We start from the raw sequence: 20,961 nt of genomic DNA on the forward strand, positions 1-20,961 counted from the left end.
TGCGGGTCGGTCGCGTCCGGGTGGGGCGGCTCATGCCTGCACCCGGCCCCATGTCGCGGCTCGGCGACCCAAGTCCACCCGGTTCATGCAGCACTCACCCTATCCATCTCCGCAGTTCGATCGTGTGCTCCCCTCGCACGCCCACCTCGTGTGCATCGTAGAGACAAGCCTCGATCGTTACCAGACGCGCAGCTCAGCCCCCGGGCCCGCGTGAACGGACGTTCGACGCCGGTCGGGGGCCGGTCAGCGGCCGAACAGATCCGACAGTGTCACCACCTCGACCGCGCCGTCGAGGCCCGGCGCCGCGGCCGGATCGCCGTCGAACACCACGACCTTCAGGTCCTCCAACTCCGCGACCCGCACCCCGGCAGCCGAATACGCGTCGGTGACGAAGTGGGTGACCCACTCGTCGGCGAGGAATCCGGTCGGGTCCGCCCCCGCGGAGCCAACCACGATGGACGCGCCGTTCACGCCCGCCACGACGGTCTCCAGCAGCGCCGCGACCGAATCGGTCCGTTCGACGCCGAAGGTGCGCGACTCGAAGCTCACCTCGTGCCGGGCCAAGCGTTCGGCGGCGGTCGCCAGCTCGTCGTAGGTCACCGTCCCGCCGGGGCCGATCAGGACCGGGTCGCCGCCGCGCAGCGTCCGCACGCGGTTGGCGTAGGTCACCGGCCGCGGCGACTGCGCGTCCAGCCGCGCCGCGACGGTCGGATCGTCCAGCGACAGCCTGCCGGTTTCCGGGGCGCCGCCGCGGGTGATGGTGAGCGCCGCGCGGGCCGGGGGCACCGCGATCGCCGCGCCCGCCTTGAGCACCGCCCAGTGCGCGACCACGGCGTCCACCCCGCGGTCGAGCCGCACCGCGATGCCGTCGCCCGGTCCGCGACCGTCCTCGATGAGCACCCGCGCCAGCCGCGAGGACCGAGCGTCGAGGTCACGGTAGGACACCGCTTCCTCGCCCCACACCACGGCGGGCCCCTGCGGATCGTCCTCGACGGCGGCGGTGAGCGCCTGTCCGAGGGCCGCGCCCGCGCCGCCGGTCTCACCCGAGTCCGGCGCGCCCGATCCGGTGAGCGCCCGGTCGCGCTCCTCGGCGTCGAGGATGTCGATATCGCCGACGATCACCGCGGGGTCGCCGACGACCGCGGTCACGATGCGCTCGAAACGACGGGCGAACGACCGCGCGGTGGACTCGTCGAAGATGTCGGTGGCGTAGCTGAAGACCACGCTCAGCTCACCGGCGGTGCCATCGGCGTCGCGGCGCGGGTCGACCAGCACCTGGAGATCGAATTTCGCCGCGACCGTGCCCGCGTCCAGTCCGTGGATGGTCAGTCCGGGCAGTTCGAGCGAGGGCTGCTCGGTGCTCTCGAACGACAGCACCACCTGGAACAGCGGATTGTGGCCGCCGCGCCCGGCCGCGACCTCCTCGACCACCCGCTCGAACGGCACGTCGGCATTGCCGAAGGCGGACAGATCCGTTTCCCGTGCCAGTTCGACCAGTTCGGCGAAGCTCGCCCCGGAATCCACCCGGGTACGCAGGGTCAGTGTGTTGACGAACATGCCGACCAGATCGTCGAGCGCCCGCTCACCGCGCCCGGCGACCGCGGTGCCGATGGCGATGTCGGCGCTGCCGGACATGCGCGCGAGCAGTACCGCGAGCGCGGCGTGCACCACCATGAACAGGGTGGAGTTGTGCGCCCGCGCGAGGGCGGCGAGTTGGTCGTGCGTCGCGGCGGGCAGGATGATCGCGGTGGTCGCGCCGCGCATGGACGGCACCGCGGGCCGCGGGCGGTCCAGCGGCAGCGCCAGTTCACCGGACAGTCCGGCGAGCTCATCGCGCCAGAACGCCAATTGCCTTGCCGCCACCGAGTTCTCGTCGGTGTCCTCGCCGATCTCGGCGCGCTGCCACAGCGCGAAGTCGGCGTACTGCACGTCCAGCGGGGCCCACGCGGGCGAGCGGCCCTCGACCCGCGCGACGTATGCGGTGGCCAGATCCCGTGCCAGCGGCGCCATCGAGACACCGTCGGCGGCGATGTGGTGCACCACCACGACCAGCAGATGGTCTTCGGCGTGATGGACGGCATCGGCGCCGGCCGCCAGCAGCGCGGCGCGCAGCGGCACCTTGGCCGTGACGTCGAACCCGCCCGACAGCAGCTCGGTGACCCGCGCGATCGGGTCGTCGGTCACCTCGACCTCGAGTCCGCCCGGCAGCGCCTCGGCGACCGAAACCACGTCCTGGTAAGGAACGCCGTCCGCGGCGGGATAGCGGGTGCGCAATGCCTCGTGCCGTTCCAGCACGTCGGCGACTGCGTAGCGCAGCGCGGAGACGTCGAGTGCGCCGGTGAGCCGGATGGCAAGCGGGATGTTGTAGGCGGGCGAGGCCGGGTCGAGCCGGTTGAGCACCCACATGCGCTGCTGCGCGAGTGACAGCGGCACCCGTTCGGGCCGCTGGACACGGGTCAGCGGCACGCGCACCCGGCCACGGCCCGCACCGGCCTGCACGCGCGCGGCCAACTCCGCCACCGTCGGCGCCTCGAACAGTTCGCGTACCGCGACGCCCGCGTCGAGCGCGGCGTTGACCCTGGCGACCGCGCGGGTCGCGAGCAGCGAATTGCCGCCGAGGGCGAAGAAGTCGTCGTCCAGACCCACCTCGGCGACACCGAGCAGTTCGGCGTACACCTCGGCGACGGCTTGTTCGATCGGCGAGGACGGTGCGCGGAAGGCCGCGGCGCTGACGAATTCGGCCGCGGGCAAAGCCTTGCGATCCAATTTGCCATTGGGGGTGAGCGGCAGCGCGTCGATGACGACGACGGCGTCCGGCACCATGTAGCCGGTCAGGAATCGCGCGACCTCGGTGCGCAGTTCGACCGGATCGAGGCCGCCCGCGCCGCGGTCGGGCACCGCGTAGCCGATGAGCCGGTCGCCCGCCTGCTCGTCGGTGTCGACCACGACCACCGCCTGGCTGACGCCGGGGCAGTTCAGCAGCGCGGCCTCGATCTCGCCGAGTTCGATGCGGAAGCCGCGCACCTGCACCTGCTGGTCGCTGCGGCCCGCGTATTCCAGATTCGCCGTGCCGCCGAGTCCGACCCAGCGCCCGACATCGCCGGTGCGGTACATGCGCGATCCGGGCGCGCCGAAGGGGTTGGCGACGAAACGGGTCGCCGTGAGCCCCGGTCTGCCCAGGTAGCCGCGCGAGAGCTGCCGACCCGCGACGGTGATCTCCCCCGCGACCCCGACCGGCGCGGGATGCAGTCGCGGGTCGACGACGTAGGCGTCGAGTCCGGGCAGCGCGCGGCCGATGACACTGGCCGGGATGTCGACCATCTGCTCGTCCAACGACAGGAACGACACGTGCACGGTGGTCTCGGTGATGCCGTACATGTTCACCAGCCACGGCGCGTCCACCGGATGCCGTTCGTACCAGCGGCGCAGCCTGCGCGGGTCGAGCGCCTCGCCGCCGAAGACGATGTAGCGCAGCGCGAATTTGCCCGGCCCGGTGGCGTGCGCGGCGCGATCGGCCTCGGCCAGCTGGTAGAACGCCGAGGGCGTCTGGTTCAGCACCGTGACCTGTTCGCGGATCAGCAGGTCGCGGAACAGTTCCGGCGAACGCGAGGTCAGATAATCGACCACGACCACGGCGCCGCCGTTGGCCAGCGCGCACCACAGCTCCCACACCGAGAAGTCGAAGGCGAAGGAGTGGAACAGCGTCCACACGTCGGTCTCGTCGAATTCGAACAGCAGTTGCGTATTCGCGAACAGTTCGACCACGTTGCGGTGCGCGACGCCGACGCCCTTGGGCACACCGGTCGAGCCGGAGGTGTAGATCACGTAGGCGAGATTGTCCGGGCGCAGCGGCGCGACGCGGTCCGCGTCGGTGATCGGCGCGCTGGCGAAGGCGGGCGTCTCCTCCAACAGCACCACGGGCGCACCGGTATTGGGGATCGCGTCGCGTTCGGCGTCGGTGGTGAGCACGCACGCGGGCGCGGCGTCGGTGAGCATGAATTCGAGCCGCTGCACCGGATACGCGGTGTCGATCGGCAGATAACCCGCGCCGCTGAGCAGCACGCCGAGCAGGGCGACCGGCAGTTCCTCGGTGCGGCCAACGGCGACCGCGACCAGCCGCTCGGGACCGGCGCCGCGCGCGATGAGAGCCCGCGCCACGCTGTTGGCCTTGCGCTGCAATTCGGCGAAGGTCAGTGTGGTGTCGCCGAATCGGATCGCCACCGCGTCGGGACGCCGCCGCGCCTGCACCGCGATCAGGTCGACCAGGGTGACCTCGGGAATCACCGCGCCCCGGGTATTCCATTCGCGTAGAACGAGTTCGCGTTCCCCGGCGGCGAGCAGGTCGATATCGCCCACCACGGCCGCGGGGTCGGCGGCGGCGGCCGACAGCACCAAGGCGAATCGGTCGGCGAGATCGCGGATCGTCGCCTCGTCGAACAGATCCGTGGCGTAGGTGTAGGCCAGCGACAGGCCATGCGCCGATCCGTCCGCCGCGATCTGCTCGACCACCTCGAGTTGCAGGTCGAATTTCGCCAGCGGCACCGACATCTCGACGGGCGCGACGGTCAGTTCGGGCAGTTCCAGTGTGGTCGGCGTGAGGTTCTGGAGGACCAACAGCACCTGGAACAGCGGGTGGCGCGCGGTGGAGCGCACCGGGTCGAGCAGTTCCACCAGCCTTTCGAAGGGCACGTCGGCGTGGCCGAAGGCATCCACGTCGCTCGCGCGGACCCGGCCGAGCAGTTCGGCGAAACCGATGCCGGGATCGACCTCGGTACGCAGCACGAGGGTGTTGACGAACATGCCGATCAGATCGTCGAGCGCCGCTTCGCCGCGTCCGGCGATCGGGGTGCCGATGGCGATGTCGCGGGTGCCCGACAGTCGCGACAGCAGTACCGCCAGCGCGGCGTGCACGACCATGAACAGGGTCGAATTGTGCCGTGCGGCAACGTTTCGCAGTGCCTCGTGCAGTTGCGGCGATACCGTCGCGCGGAAGGTGTCGCCGCGGTAGCTGGCCACCGTGGGACGGGGGCGCTCCGCGGGCAGGTTCAATTGTTCTGGCAGCCCGGCCAATTCGCGCTGCCAGTACGATATCTGCCTGCCGAGCAGCGAATCCGGGTCGTCCTCGGAACCGAGAGTCGTGCGCTGCCAGATCGCGTAGTCGGCGTACTGCACCTCGAGCGCGGCCCAGTCGGGCGCCGACCCCGCCGCGCGCCCGACATAGGCGGTCATGAGGTCGCGGGTGAGCGGACCGGTGGAGAATCCGTCGCCCGCGATGTGGTGCACCACACAGACCAGCACGTGTTCCGTCGCGCCGAGGCGGAGCAGCCGCAACCTGATCGGCGGCGCTGCGGTCACGTCGAATCCGGTGAGCACGGCCGCGCCGATCAGTTCGGGAACGCGCTCCTCGACTGCGTCGACGACCGGCAGGTCGGGCGTGGCGCCGGGCTCGCCGACCGCGAGTATCCGCTGCACACCCTGGCCGTCGACCTCGGGATACCGCGTCCGCAGCACCTCGTGCCGCTCGACCAGGTCGGCGACCGCCGCACGCAGGGCCGCGACATCGAGGCGGCCCGTCAGGCGCACCGCCATCGGGATGTTGTTGACCGCGCTGTCGGGATCGAAGCGGTTCAGGAACCACATGCGCTGTTGGGCATAGGACAGCGGAATCCGCGCAGGCCGCTCGACCGCGTGCAGCGCCCGTCCGGCGGGGGTGCCCGCCTGCTGTTCGACCCGTTCGGCCAGAGCCGCGACCGTCGACGCCTCGAACAGCAGTTGCACCGGAACCCGCACGTCCAGCGCGGAGCCGATGCGCGCCGCGGCCTGGGCGGCCAGCAGCGAGTTGCCGCCGAGTTCGAAGAAGTCGTCGTCCGCGCCGACCGGGGTGGCGTCGCCGAGCAGCACCGCGGCGAACACGTCGGCGACGGTGCGTTCGGTGGCCGTGGCGGGCTCGCGGAATTCGCGGGCGGCGAAGACCGGTTCGGGCAGCGCGGCGCGGTCGAGTTTGCCGACCGCGTTCAGCGGGATCTCGTCCAGGACCACGATCGCGGCCGGAATCATGTACGCCGGTAAGGATTGCGCGAGGTACGCGGTGAGTTCGGCGGTGTCGACGGTGGCGTGACCGTGCGGCAGGACATAGGAGACCAGCGCGGTCTGCCCCGAGGGCAGTGTCCTACCGAGGGTCGCGGCGTAGTCGATGGCGGGATGGGCGGTCAGGGCATTGTCGATCTCGCCGAGTTCGATGCGGAATCCGCGCACCTTCACCTGGAAGTCGACGCGGCCCAGGTACTCGATCGCGCCGCCCTCCTCGGCGCGGCGCACCAGATCGCCCGTGCGGTAGAGCCGGGCGCCGGGATTACCCGTGTCCGCGCCGAACGGGCTGGCCACGAAGCGTTCCGCGCTCAGGCCCGGACGACCGAGATAGCCCTGTGCCAGCGCCGGACCCGACAGATACAGTTCGCCGATGACGCCCGCGGGCACCGGCCGCAGCCGCGGGTCGAGGACGAAGGCCCCGACGCCGGGAATGGCGGTGCCGATGGTGACCGGCTCGTCACCGCGCATGGGCGCGGAGCTGGTGGCGAGAATGGTGGCCTCGGTGGGGCCGTAGCCGTTGTAGAACTCGCGAACGCCGTCGGCCCAGCGGCCGACCAGTTCGGGGCCGAATTTGTCGCCCGCGACCACGACCACCCGCAGGTCGGGCAGATCGGCGGAATCCACCGACTCCAGCGCGCCCGGGGTGATCAACATGTGCGTCACGCGCTCGCGCCGCAGCAGATCGGCCAATTCGTATCCACCGAAGACGCCGGGCGGGGCGACCACGAGCGTCGCGCCCGCGGTGAAGGCCAGCAGCAGTTCCAGCACCGACACGTCGAAGTTGGGCGAACAGACGTGCAGCACCCTTGACCGCTCGTCCACGCCGTAGTGCTCGCGTTCGGCCGCGACCAGACCGGCGAGCCCGGTGTGGGTGACCACCACACCCTTCGGCTTACCGGTGGAACCGGAGGTGTAGATCACATAGGCCGGGTGGCGTTCGTCGAGCGGCCGGACCCGGTCGGTGTAGGAGATCGGGTGTTCCGGGCGGTCGGCGATGCGGTTGGCGACGACCGGATCGCTCAGCTCGATCCAGTAGACGGCGGTGCCGAGCACGGCCCGATACGGCGCGATGGTGAGGCCGATGACCGCGCCGGAGTCGGTGAGGATGTGGGCGATGCGGTCGGCCGGATAGGCCGGGTCGACCGGCACGAAGGCCGCGCCGGTCTTGGCCACCCCCCACACCGCGATCACCGATTCGACGCTGCGGGCGATGCCGATGGCGACCACGTCGCCGGGGCCGACGCCGCGTTCGATCAGTTCGCGGGCCAGCCGGGAGGAATCCGCGTCGAGCTGGCGATAGGTGAGGGCGGCGTCGACGCCGCGCACGGCGATCGAGTCGGCCGCCGATTCGACGGCGGCGGTCAGCAGTTGGCCGAAGGTGGGGCTGCCCGCCCTGCGGCGACGACTAGAACGGCCAGAACGACGGGCAGTTTCCATTCGGGTGTGATCACCTCTCGCGTCTAACTCGGCCGCACGGCCGTCCTCTATCTCGGCCTCACCCCCGGTGGAACTCGGTCCTGGGCCAGCGCGGTCCGAGCAATCATATCGGTCCGCACGGAGTCGGAAACCCCGTGGACTTTCCCGTCTCACTCACACCACCGATGCATCGGTGCGCGGCGGCAAGGTGTTGCACGGACCGGTCAAAGCCGGTACCGCAGGACTTCGGCGATGCGGCGCAGCGCGGTGTCGCCCGTCATGCGCCAGTGGGTGGCGGCCACCGGGTGATCGTGCACACATCCGGTGACCGCGCCCGCCCAGCTCCGCGCGTTGTCCGCGGGCTCGTCCTCGGCGGCGCTGAAGAACACGATGTCACCGTCGAACCGCCGCGCCCGGTAGGCGGCGTCCAGGGCGATCGAGCCGATGGCGGCGTCGACCACCCGCTCGATGCGCCGCGCGCCGAAGGAGGCGAACGGTTCGGGCAGTGCGCCGAGCCGCCTGGCGAGCTCACCCACCTCGACCGATCCGTCGAGGTCGAATTCGGCGAGCCGGTCGCCGAGCAGTCCGCCGAGCAGTTCGGTCACGGTCGCCGCGGACAGTTCCCAGACGGGTTCGGGCGCGGCCGACGCCCCGTCCCCCGGGCCGAGCAGGCGGCTGTCCAACATGCCGAGCAGCGCGACCCGCTCACCCTCGTCCTGGAGTTGCACGGCCATGGCGTGCGCCAGGACGCCGCCGAGCGACCAGCCGAGCAGGTGGTACGGCCCGCGCGGTTGCACGCCGCGGATGTGTTTGACGTAGTGCCGCGCCCAGTCCTCGATGGAATCGGGCAGCGGATCGCCCGAGCCGAGCGCGGGCGACTGGAGTCCGTACAGGGGGCGGTCGGGGTCGAGATGGGCCGCGAGTCCGGCGAAGGACCAGGCGATTCCGCCGAGGGGATGGACGCAGAACAGCGGTTCGGCCGTGCCGGAGGTCCGCAGGGGCAGCAGCACGTCGTAGGCCGCGTCCGAACCCGCGCCCTCGACCCCGCGCGAGCGCAGTTCGGCGACCAGCGCGGCCGGTGTCGGGGCGACGAGCAGGGCGCGCACCGGAACCTTGGCGTCGAGTTCCGCGGCGAGTCGGGCGCTGACCCGGGTCGCCAGCAGCGAATTGCCGCCGCGTTCGAAGAAGTTGTCGTCCGCGCCGACCCGTTCGACGCCGAGGACCTCGGCGAAGATGTCGGCGACCAGCCGTTCGGAGCCGGAGGCGGGTTCGCGGTAGCCGCGCGCGGCGGTCTTCGGTGCGGGCAGTGCGGCCCGGTCGAGCTTGCCGACCGGGGTCAACGGCATCTCCTCGAGCGCGACCACCGCCGCGGGCACCATGTGCGCGGGCAGTCTGGCCGCGGCCCACCGAAGGGCCTCCCGCGCGTCGACCGTGTGCGGTGTCACGTACGACACCAATACAACTGTCCCGCAGGGATTCTCGCGTCCGACGGTCACCGCGTTCGCGATCTCGGCATGGGCGGCGAGGACCGCGTCGATCTCCCCGAGTTCGATGCGGAATCCGCGGATCTTGACCTGGAAATCGCCGCGGCCGAGGTACTCCAGTTCCCAGCCGCCGCCGGGCACCCGCACCCAACGCACCAGATCACCGGTCCGGTACATCCGTTCCCCGGGCGCGCCCCACGGATAGGCCACGAACCGGTCCGCGCTCAGTCCCGGACGCCGGTGGTAGCCGCGGGCGAGAGCCGCGCCCGCGAGGTACAGCTCGCCGGTGACGCCGACCGGCACCGGCCGCAGACGATCGTCGAGCACGACGCCGAGCAGGCCGGGCAGCGGCGCGCCGATGGTGACACGCTGACCGGCCCGCAGCGTCGCGTAGGTCGCGCTGATGGTCACCTCGGTCGGACCGTAGCTGTTGACGAATCGGCGACCGGGCGCCCATGCGGCCAGCAGTTCCGGCGTGGTCGCCTCGCCGCCCGCGGACACGACCGCGAGGTCGGGCAGGTCCGACGGATCGACGGTGCCGAGCATGGACGGGGTGATGATGGTGTGGGTGACCCGTTCGGCGCGCAGCAGATCGTGCAGTTCCGCGCCGCCGACGATATCGGGCGGCGCGATCACGACGGTCGCGCCGGCGTGGAAGGCGCTGGACAGTTCCTCCAGCGACTGATCGAAACTCGGTGAGCACACGTGCAACATGCGGTGTTCCGGTCCGAGCCGCATGGTCTCGATGACCTGTCCGACGAGTCCGCCGAGACCCGCGTGGGTCACCACGACGCCCTTGGGCATCCCGGTGGAACCGGAGGTGTAGATCACGTAGGCCGCGTGCGTCGGACGCAGCGGCGCAAGGCGATCCGCGTCGGTGATCGGTTCGTCCGAACCGATTGCGCGCAACGCGAGCACGTCGGGATCGTCCAATACCAGCCACCGCGCACCGCCCACCGGGCGCGGCTGGTCCCGCACGGTGATACACAGTGCCGCATCGGAATCGGCGAGCATGTAGCCGATACGGGCCTCGGGCAGATTCGGGTCGACCGGCAGGTACGCGCCGCCCGCCTTCGCCACCGCCCACACGGCGAGGACCATTGCGTAGGAACGCCGCATCACCAGCGCCACAACCGATTCCGGGCCGACGCCGCACTCGGTCAGCATCCGGGCCAGCCGGGTCGATTCGCTGTCGAGTTCCCCGTAGGTGTAGGAACGTCCGGCGTCCCGCACGGCGACACGATCCCGGCCGAGTTCGACGCCGCGCGCGAGCAGGTCCGCGAGTGTTCCCACCGCGAGCGGATCGCCCCCACCCATGCGGGTCAGCCGCCGATGTTCCTCGCCGTCCAGCAGCGGCAAGGCGTAGGCGGGGGTCGCCGGGTCGGCGACGGCCACGGTGAGTACCCGGATCAGGCGGTCGACCAGGGCACGGGCCGTAGCATCGTCGAAAAGACCTCGGGCGAACCACATCTCGCCGTCGGTCGACCCCGGATCGAGCGGCATGGCGAGGGTCAGGTCACCGACCGGCGCCGCCCTCGTTCCGGCGTACAGCGCCACCTGGAACAGCGGGTGCCGCGCCGCCGACACCGGCACCCCGAGCAGCCGCACGAGATCGCCGAAGGGCACGTGTCCGTGCGCGAGCGCACACGTTTCGACCCGGTGGGCTTCCTCGACCAGGTCGAGGAAGCGCGCGTCCCGGTCGATGCGCGTTCGCAGGACCAGATCGGCCCGGTCCGCACCGGGTCGCGGAATGCCGATGGCGATATCGTCCACGCCGGACAGTCGCGCCAGCACGATCGCCAGTGCGGTCCGCAGCGCCGTCGCGGGCGACACCGCCGCCGACTCGGCCAGCGAACGGACACCGCGCACCAGCTCCGCGGGAACCGAGAACCTTACGTGCCCAGACGATTTCGCGCCTTCGACCATCACGCCGGCCGGCAACGCGATTCGATCGGGCAGATCCGCCAACTCGGTGCGCCAATAGCGAGATGTCGCGATCACGTCGTCGGATTCCGCCGCGGCACGGACGATATCGCGCACCGCTCGGTCCGGTGCGGCGATCACGCCGTCGAGAACCCGGTGCAACCGGTCGGCCAGCGCCCGCGCCGTCGCGTCGGCGACGCGATCGCGCGGATACTCCAGTCGCACGCGCAGCCGATCATCGAGGATGACCAGCACGGTGATCGGGTAGTGGGTGAAATCGGCGCCGTCGAACTCCTCGACCCGGAGCCCGCCGAGGGCCGCACTCGCCGAACGCAACCCCTCGGCGTCGACCGGGTACGACTCGAACACCACCATCGTGTCGAAGAGATCGCCCCGCCCGACCAGCCGTTGGATCTCACCGAGCCCGAGATGATGATGGTCGAGCAGCGCCACCTGGTCCGCCCGCATCCGCCGCAGCAGGCCGTGTCCGGTCATCGCGCGGTCGAGCCGGACGCGCACCGGAACCGCGTCGATGAACAACCCGATCATCTCGCCGACACCGTCGAGGCCCGCGGGCCGACCGGATACCGTCGCCCCGAACAGCACGTCGTCGCGGCCGGTGAGAGCGGCGACGACCAACCCCCAAGCCGCCTGGAACACGATATTGGGCGTGACCTCGATCGCCGCCGCGCCCGCGTAGAACGCGGCGGTGGATGCCGCCGAAAGCTCGAATTCACGGGCGCCGAAGCCGGTTCCGGTCGCGTAGGGCCAGGTCAGCTCGGATTCGAGCAAGGTCGGTGCGGCGCCGTCGAGCACTCGCGACCACGCCGCGCGTGCCGCCGCCGGGTCCTGTGCCGCCAGCCACGCCAGATAGTCACGGTAGGGCCGCACCGGCGCCAATACGGCCGGATCGCCGTCGCTGCCGTAGAGCAGCAGCAGTTCCCGCATGAGCAGGGGCATCGACCAGCCGTCGAGCAGGATGTGATGTCCGGTCAGCACGAGATCGTGCGCCCCGGACTCCAGCGCGTACACCGTCACCCGCAGCAGCGGCGCCACCGTCGGATCGAATCCGCGCCGCCGGTCCTCGTCCAGCAGATCCCGCAACTCGGACTCGGCGACGCCATCGACCACCGACCACGGCACGGTGATCCCATCGGCGACCACCTGCGCCGGACCACCGTCGCCCAGGGTGATGAAGGCCGCCCGCAGATTCGCGTGCCGGTCCATGACGACCTGGGATGCCCGGCGCATCCGGTCCATGTCCAGCGGACCGGACAACCGCCCGCGCAACTGGATCATGTACGGCTCGCGGTCGTCCAGCAGATCCATGAGCGCCCGCATCCCGGTCTGCAACGGGGACAGCGGCAGCACATCGGACAAGCCGGGGCGCTCCGTGCGCCACCGGTCGAGTTCGACCTGGGTGACCGAGACCAGCGGCACATCCGACGGCGTGAGCCCGCCCGCCGCCGGATGGTCGAGATGGAGGGCGAAGCCGGCCAGCGCGGCCGACCACCCGTCGGCCAGCTCCCGCACCTCGGCTGCGTCCAGAACCCCGCTCGCATATCGGAATTCGGCCTCGAGCCGCGGTCCAGCGGTGCTGTCCACGGTGACTGCGACAATGTCGATCACCGCGGACAGCGGCGCGGCGGGGTCTCGGGTGAGGGCCGAAGCGCCCGGTTCGACAGTCGGTGGCCACCCCTGAGCCCGCGCCCGCGCGAGATCGAGATAGGCGAAGCCGATCTGCCCGAGGTCGCCGGCGAGCGGGCCCGCACCGTCGAGGTCGCGATGGCGTAGGACGCCGAAGCCTGCACCGTGGTCCGGGACGGCGAGCAGTTGTTCCTTGACCGCGCGCAAAACCCTGGCCATCGCCGCGGCATCGGCATCGACGGGCATCCCGGTCAGGTCGAGGGCGACCGGGTGGACGGTGGTGAAGTCGCCGAGAGTCCGGCTCGACCGCGCGCCGGGCACCGCCGACGCGACCCGACCGTCGCTCTCCAGACGCAGCCGGGTGACCGGCGCGTCGATGCCGCGACGCGCGCGCAGCCCACGCACCGCGACGGCCAACGCCGCCACGAGCGACATCCGGGCGTCCGTGCGATAGCGCGCGGGAATCGCGGTCAGCACGGCCGCGGTGACCTCGACCGGAATCCGCACGGTGAGCGAATCCGCACCCGCCTCGGTGTCCAGCGCCGGGTCGAGTGCGCGCGCACCGAGCAGCGGATCGGGTACGGCCAGCACGCCGTGCCAGTAGGCCGATTCACCGGACCGATCCGCCGCGGCCACATCGTGCGCCCATCGGCGGAAGGAGGCGCCGACCGCGGGCAGCGCGATCGCGCGGCCCGCGGCACGATCCGCCAGCGCCCGCGTCAGATCGGTGATCAGGATGCGCCACGACACCTCGTCGACGGCGTATCGATGCGCGGCGAGGACGAGCAGATCGTCCGCACCGGCACGCCGGACGCGAACGCACCCGAGCAGCCGCGCCGCCGCCGGATCGAGGAGGGCCACGGCCGCCGCGCCGATCCGATCCGGGTCGGCGTCCTCGCCCGCGTCCATCTCCCCGACCACGGCGTCGGCGGCGACCAATCCTGGTGCGAGCACCTCGAACCGGTGGCGCTCACCGTCGAACCACAGTCGAGAACGCAGGATGTCGTGATGGTCGAGTATTGCGGCGATCGTGGCGACCAGTCCGGCGCGGTCGATGTCCTCGCGCACTGTCAGCACCGTCGTTCGCGCGCCACCGCGCGACCCGCTGGCGAGGAATTCGGAAATTCTCGGCGTGAGCGGGATTTCGCCAACACCGCCGCCCGGCAATTCCGGCAGCGGCGCGGGTGCGCCCGAATCCGCGGCGGCCGTGCGGGCCAGCGCGGCGACGGTCCGCTGTTCGAAGACATCGCGCGCGGTGAACACGATTCCCGCCGTCTTCGCCAGCGACACCAACTGGATGGACATGATGGAATCGCCGCCGAGGGCGAAGAACGAATCCTCGGCCCCCACGGTGTCGACCCCGAGCACCCGCGCGAACAGTCCGGCCAGCGTCGCTTCCACCTCGCCCGCGGGCGCGCGGGTCGCGGCGGCGGCGAAGACCGGTTCCGGCAGGGCTTTTCGATCGAGTTTGCCGTTCACGGTGAGCGGCAGTCGCTCCAGCACGACGATCGCGGCGGGCACCATGTGCGCGGGCAGGTGATTCGCCACGTGCGCGGTGAGGGTCGCCGGGTCGGGAGTGCGTCCGCGCACGGGCAGCACATACGAGACCAGTCCCGTGACGCCGGAAGGCAGCGGCCGGACCACGGTGACCGCGAACCCGACCGTCCCGTGACCGGTCAGCACCGCGTCGATCTCGCCCGGTTCGACCCGGAAACCGCGCACCTTGACCTGCGCGTCGTCGCGTCCGAGGTATTCGAGCTGCCAGTCGGTTCCGTCGCGGCGCACCACGTCACCGGTGCGGTACATGCGAGACCCCGGCGCGCCCCACGGATTCGCGACGAACCGCCCCGCGGTCGGTCCCGGCCTGCCACGGTAGCCGCGCGCGAGCCCGCGGCCCGCCAGGTACAACTCACCCGCGACCCCGGGCGGCACCGGCCGCATCCGCGCGTCCAACACCAGCGCGGACATGCCGTCCACCGGTGTGCCGATGGTGACGCGCCGTCCCGCGGTCAATTCCGCGTAGGTGGAGATGATGGTGGTCTCGGTCGGGCCGTAGGCGTTGAAGTACCGGCGGCCGGGCTGCCAGGCCGCCAGCAGTTCCGGCGTGGTGACATCGCCACCGACCGAGACCACCTCCAGGTGGTACGGACCCGACGGGTCGACGGTGCCGAGCACCGCCGGGGTGATGATCGCGTGCGTCACGGCCTCCGCGCGCAGCAGTTCGCCGAGTTCGGCGCCGCCCGCGACCCCGGCCTCCGCGATGACCAGCGTCGCGCCGACCCCGAAGGCGCACAGCCACTCCAGCACCGACGGATCGAAACTCGGCGCGCAGACGTGCAATATCCGATGCCGCGCCTCGAGCCCGTACCGGCGCACCGCCTCGCCGAGCAGCCCCGCCAGACCCGCGTGCGTGACCGTGACGCCCTTGGGCGCACCCGTCGACCCGGAGGTGTAGATCACGTAGGCCGGATGCCGCGGGTCGAGCGGGATGACGCGGTCGGCATCGGTCACCGGTACGGGCGACTCCCCGTCGAGATCACGCAGGGTCGCCGGATCGTCGAGCACCAGCCAGTCGATATCGCCGGGCAGCCGATCCAGATACTCCGCCCGCGTCATGCCGAGCACCGCGCCGGAATCGGTGACCAGATGCCGAATCCGCGGCGCGGGATGTCCCGGATCCACTGGCAGGTGCGCCGCACCCGCACCCGCGATCGCGAGCACCGAGGCCACCGTGTCATAGGAGCGCGGCAGCGCGACCGCGACCACGTCCTCCGGCCCGATCCCCCGGCGAATCAGCAGCCGCGCCAACCGCGCGGACCACGCTTCGACCTCTCCGTACTCGATCGACCGATTCCGATACCGGACCGCGACGCGCGCGCGTCCCAGCGCCGCACCACGACCCAGCAGGTCGGCCATGCTCGCGGTGCCCGTGCCGGGGTCGGGACGCACCTCGGTCGATCGCGCGAATTCCGCCGCGCTCAACAGCGGCAGGGCGTCCACCGGGGTCTCGGGCCGAGCGGCGCCCGCCGCGAGCAACCGCCGATACCGCCCGGCGACATCCTCGATCCGCGCGTGATCGAACAGGTCACGCGCGTAATGGAATTCGGCGACTATCCCGGCCGACTCCGCTCGAATGCGCAGGGCGAGATCCCATTCGCCGACCGGCGACGAACCCCGAGTCGAGAACGCGACCCGCGTCGGCGGATGCCCCGAACCGGCGTCCGACAGCAGGTGCGCGGGCGTCGCGCCCCACGTAACCGCATGCGCCACAGCGTCTTTCACGTCGGCGACCAATGCCGCGAACGAGAGTTCGGCCGCCACCTCGGTACGCAGCACCGCGACACCGGCGCCGCCGGGGTGGGCGGCTTCGTCCGCGCGCGAGGCGAGGTGCGGCGTCGCGATGGCGATATCGGCGGTACCCGACAGCCGGGCCAGCAGAACCGCGAACGCGGCGTGCGCGACCATCGCGTCGGTGGCGCCGGTAGTGGCGGCGAGCCCGCGCAGCGCGGCGCACAGGTCCGGTTCGAACGCGATGTCGACCCGGCCGGTCTGTCCCGTCGGCGTCGCGGGGCGACCGCGGTCGGTGGGCAGTTCGACCTGTTCCGGCAGGTCGGCGAGGGCATCGCGCCAGTAGCGGGTCCGGGTGACGGAGTCGTCGCGGCCGTCGAACCGCCGCGCGATGGACAGCGATGTCTCGTCGGGTTCGGTGTGGCAGGCGATGAGGAAATCACGCAGGCGGCCGGTGAGCGCGTCCGCGGTTTCCGCGGCGATCAGGTCGCGCCGGAACTGGAGCCGGAGGGTGAGACGAATCCCCAATTCGGCCTGGATCGCCACCGGATAGTGGGTCACGTTGACGCCGTGCAGGTTCACGATCTCCAGCCCGTCGATCGCACCGTATGCCCGCCGAAGTCCGTCGGCGTCGACGGGATAGCTCTCGTAGGCAAGCAGCGAATCGAACAGGTCCACCGCACCCGCGGCCCGCTGGATATCGGCCAGCCCGACATGGTGCCGGTCGAGCAGTGCGACCTGTTCGGACTGAAGGCGTTGCAGAAGTTCGCACACGGATTCGGCCGGATCGAGGCGGACCCGCACCGGAACGGTGTTGGCGAAGAGTCCGACCATCCGGTCCACACCGTCGAGCTGCGGCGGACGCCCGGACACCACCGCGCCGAACACCACGTCCTCGCGACCGAGGCAGGACGCGAGTACGAGTGCCCACGCGGCCTGGACCAGCGTGTTGACGGTGATCTCCCGCGAGGCCGCGAATTTCACGAGGTCGGCGGTCTGTTCGGCGGTGAGATCGGCCGCGTGCGCGCCGTGGCCGTCCGCCGCGACGGCCGGTGGCGCGAGAACGCAGGCCACCCGAGTCGGCACGAGTCCGGCGAGCGCGTCGCGCCAGGCCTCCAGTGCCGCGGCGCGGTCGTAGCCGTGCAGCCAGCGCAGATAGTCCCGGTAGGGGACGACCGTCGGCAGCGCCGGCGAATCCCCTCGCGCCGCGTAGGCGAGCAGCAGATCCTTCATCAGCAGTGGCATGGACCAGCCGTCGACCAGCAGGTGGTGGGCGGTGAGAACGAGATGGGTCGAACCCGTCTCGGCCCGATACAGCGTGAAGCGCAGCAGCGGGGCGAGCGCGGGATCGAAGCCGGCGTGCCGCTCGGCGGCCAGCAGCGCGCCGGCGTCGGCCCCCGGCGGGGGCACACGCACCCGCCACGGCACCGGCACCCCGTCGCACACCAGCTGCACCGGCTCGCCGTCGGCGGTCGAGTCGAACGACGCGCGCAGCATCGCATGCCGGTCGAGCACGGTCTGCGCGGCGCCGCGCAGCCGGTCGGCGTCCACCGCACCGGCGAGTTCGACACCGAGTTGGAGCAGGTAGGGATCGGCGCCCGGCGACATCTGGGTCAGATAGAGCAGACCCGCTTGGAGCGGCGAGAGCGGCAGCACATCGGTCAGCCGCCGACGCGCACCGTGCCAGGCGTCGAGTTCCCCCTGCGTGACCCGCACCAATCCGACATCCGATGGCGTGAGTCCGCCCGCCGCGGGATCGGCGGCGTGCGCGGCCAGCGCCGCCAGACCGTCGACCCAGCGATCGGCCAGTTCCCGTACGGCCGCCTCGTCGAGCAGCTCGCGAACGTAGGCGAAGGACGCGCTCAGCCGCGGCCCGGCCGCGGAATCGGTGACGATGGCATTGATGTCGAGCGCCGCGGCCGCGGGCATGGCGCGATCCTGCGCGGTCTCGGGTTCACCCCATTCGGCGGTGGGCAGCCAGTTCGATTCCTCGGGCAGGTCACCCGCGGTGACGCGACCGAGGTAGTTGAATCCGATCTGGCCGAGCGAGCCGCCGAGCGATTCGGCCGCCTCGGAACGCAGATGCCGAAGAACGCCGAATCCGATACCGCGTCCCGGGACCGCGAGCAACTGCTCCTTGACCGACTTCAATACCGCGCCGGCGCGAGGCCGCAGCGCGTCACCGGCGAATGCGGACAGGTCGACGGCGACCGGGTACATGCTGGTGAACCAGCCGATCGTCCGGGTCAGGTCCGCGCCGTCGACCGCCGATTCCTCGCGGCCGTGCCCTTCGAGCCGGATCAGGGTCACCGGCGCTTCGACGCCGCGGTCGGCCCGCCACTCGCGCACCGCCCATGCCAACGCCGCCAACAGCCCGTCCTGCGCACCGGCGCGATACTTCCCGGGCAGTGCGGTGAGCACCGCGTGCGTGACCTCGGCCGACACGGTGACGCCGACCCGCCGCACGGAAGCCGCGGTGTCGACCGCCGCGTCGAGCGCGCGCGCACCGAGCGGCGGATCCGCCACGGCCGACACACCCTGCCAGTACGCCAGTTCGGCCGTTCGGTCGGCAGCGGTCTCGACCAGCCCGTGCGCCCACCGCCGGAACGACGTGCCGACGGCGGGCAGGACGACCGGTGCGCCGCTCCCCCGCTGCGCCCACGCCGCCACCAGATCGGCCACGAGAATCCGCCACGAGACACCGTCGATCACATAGTGATGCGCCACCACGATGAGGGCGTCCGGTCCGTCGGGTCGGGAGAGCCAGGTGAACGCGATCATGCGCGCCGCTTCGGGATTCAGCCGGTCCACAGCGAATTCCAGTGCGGTGCGAGCACATCCGGCGAGTTCGTGCGGTTCCAGACCGGCGGGCAGTGCCACGCGGGTGAGTAGCGCGTCCACGTCCACCGAACCCACCGGGAGCGTCCGCAGCCGCGCGCGGCCACCGTCGAGCACGATCTGCGCTCGCAACATGTCGTGGTGATCGAGCACGGCCGCGAGCGTCGACACCACCTCCGCCCGGTCCGCGCCCGCGGGCAAGGCCAACACCATCTGCTGGGTGAACCGCCCGAACACCCGGCCGTCGGCCAGATATTCCGCGAGCACCGGCGTCAGAGGCATATCGCCGACACCGCCGCCGGGCAATTCGGCCAGCGTCGGACCGGACGCGCGGCCCACCGCCGCCACCCGCGCCAAGGCGGCCACCGTGCGCTGTTCGAAGACGTCCTGCGGAGTGAAGACCAATCCCGCTGCCCGAGCCCGCGAGACGAGCTGGATCGACAGGATGCTGTCACCGCCCGCGGCGAAGAACGAATCCTGCGCACCCACCCGCCGCACCCCGAGCACCTGGGCGAACAGTTCGGCCAGGCGGGTCTCCACCGCGCCGACCGGCGGGCGCGACGCCGCGGCCTCGAAGACCGGTTCCGGCAAGCGCGCACGATCCAGCTTTCCATTGGCGGTCAACGGGATATCGCCGAGCGGCACGATCGCCGCGGGCACCATATGCGAGGGCAGCGACGCCTCGACGAAACCGCGCAGCTCCTCCGCGTCGACGCTCATCGGATGCCGCGCGGTCACATACGACACCAGCACCGTCGCCCCCGACGGCGCGGTGCGGCCCATGGTCACCGCATAGGCGACCGCGGGATGCGCGGCCAGCGCGGCGTCGATCTCGCCGAGTTCGACACGGAAGCCGCGCACCTTGACCTGGAAGTCGGTGCGGCCGAGGTAGTCCAGCGCGCCGTCGGCGCGGCGGCGCACCAGGTCACCGGTCCGGTACATACGCGAACCGATGTGCGCGCCATACGGATTGGCGACGAACCGCTCGGCGGTCAAACCGGCCCGACCCAGATAACCCTGCGCCAACGCAGGCCCCGACAGATACAGTTCACCACTCACCCCGGCGGGCGCCGGCCGCAACCGCGCGTCCAGCACCACCGCGCCGACACCGGGCAGTGCGGCGCCGATGGTGATGGGCTCCCCGGGGGCCAGCGCGGCGGTTCCGGTGGCGAGGATGGTGGCCTCGGTCGGCCCGTAGCCGTTGTAGAAGGCGCGACCCGCGCCCCAGCGCTCGACCAGTCCCGGTCCGAAGGTGTCACCGGCCACCACGACGACGCCGAGGTCGGGCAGGTCATCGGCGTCCACCGACTCCAGGGCGGCGGGCGTGATCACCAGATGCGTGACCCGCTCCCGCCGCAGCAGCAGCGCCAGTTCCGCGCCGCCGAACACCGTCGGCGGCGCGATCACCAGCGTGGCCCCGGATCCGAAGGCGAGCAGCATCTCCAGGACCGACACGTCGAAATTCGGCGAACAGACGTGCAGCACTCGCGCGGTCGCGCATACCGCGTACCGGTCGCGCTGTGCCGCCACCAGTGCGGCGAGACCCGTGTGGGTCACCACGACGCCCTTCGGGCGCCCCGTCGACCCGGAGGTGTAGATGACGTAGGCCGGATGCTGCTCGGTGAGCGCCCGCACCCGGTCGACATAGGAGATGGGATGGGCCTCGCGCGCCGCGATCCGCGCGGCGTGGTCGGGGGCGTCGAGTTCGAGCCAGTCGATCCCCGCGTCGAAACTCCCGCGCCGCGCGCTCGCGGTGAGTCCGAGCACCGCGCCCGAGTCGGCGAGGATGAAGGCCGCGCGCTCGCGCGGCAGACCCGGATCGACCGGGACGTAGGCGGCGCCGGTCTTGGCGACCGCCCACACCGCGAGCACCGACTCGATGGAACGGGTCAGGCCGACCGCGACCACGTCACCGGGACCGATACCGCGCGCGATGAGCTCGCGCGCGAGCCGGGACGAAAATGCGTCCAGCTGGGAATAGCTGAGCTCCCGTGGAGTGGCCGTTTCCGCGGCGCGCCCCTCGCGCACCGCGATTTCGTCGGCGGCGGATTCCACGGCGGCGGTGAGCAATCCGACGAACAGCTGCCCCGTGGATCTGCGCCTGGTCCGACCTCGAGTACCCCGGCGTACCGCTTCCATCCGCCTACAACATTCCTCTCGCGTCGCAACGGCCACACAGCGCCGAAACCCACCAACCCGGCCGGTTCCGTGCCACCGTGGGCGGACCGCGTCGAACAAGGCAAGAGGTGTCGATATTCGGGGTGTATCGGCCCTA

At 71.4% G+C, this 20,961-nt stretch carries 2 protein-coding genes; both read right to left on the reverse strand.

Translation table 11 applies throughout. The features are described 5' to 3' along the window. Positions 1-243: 243 nt before the first annotated feature. Positions 244-7,527 carry a non-ribosomal peptide synthetase gene (locus APZ21_RS25835; RefSeq protein WP_054815875.1) on the reverse strand — a complete coding sequence of 2,428 codons (7,284 nt, stop codon included), beginning with the start codon at positions 7,525-7,527 and terminating at the stop codon, positions 244-246. 203 nt (positions 7,528-7,730) lie between these two features. Beyond that, positions 7,731-20,825: a non-ribosomal peptide synthetase gene (locus APZ21_RS25840; RefSeq protein WP_082393453.1), complete on the reverse strand. Its 13,095-nt coding sequence runs from the start codon at positions 20,823-20,825 to the stop codon at positions 7,731-7,733. Positions 20,826-20,961: the final 136 nt, after the last annotated feature.

Source organism: Nocardia arizonensis (assembly GCF_001310275.1).
GTDB lineage: Bacteria > Actinomycetota > Actinomycetes > Mycobacteriales > Mycobacteriaceae > Nocardia > Nocardia arizonensis.

Excerpts from the sequence above, each read along its gene's own strand:
- APZ21_RS25835 (WP_054815875.1), bottom strand. The coding sequence starts at position 7,527 with ATGGAAACTGCCCGTCGTTCTGGCCGTTCTAGTCGTCGCCGCAGGGCG.
- APZ21_RS25840 (WP_082393453.1), bottom strand. The coding sequence starts at position 20,825 with ATGGAAGCGGTACGCCGGGGTACTCGAGGTCGGACCAGGCGCAGATCC.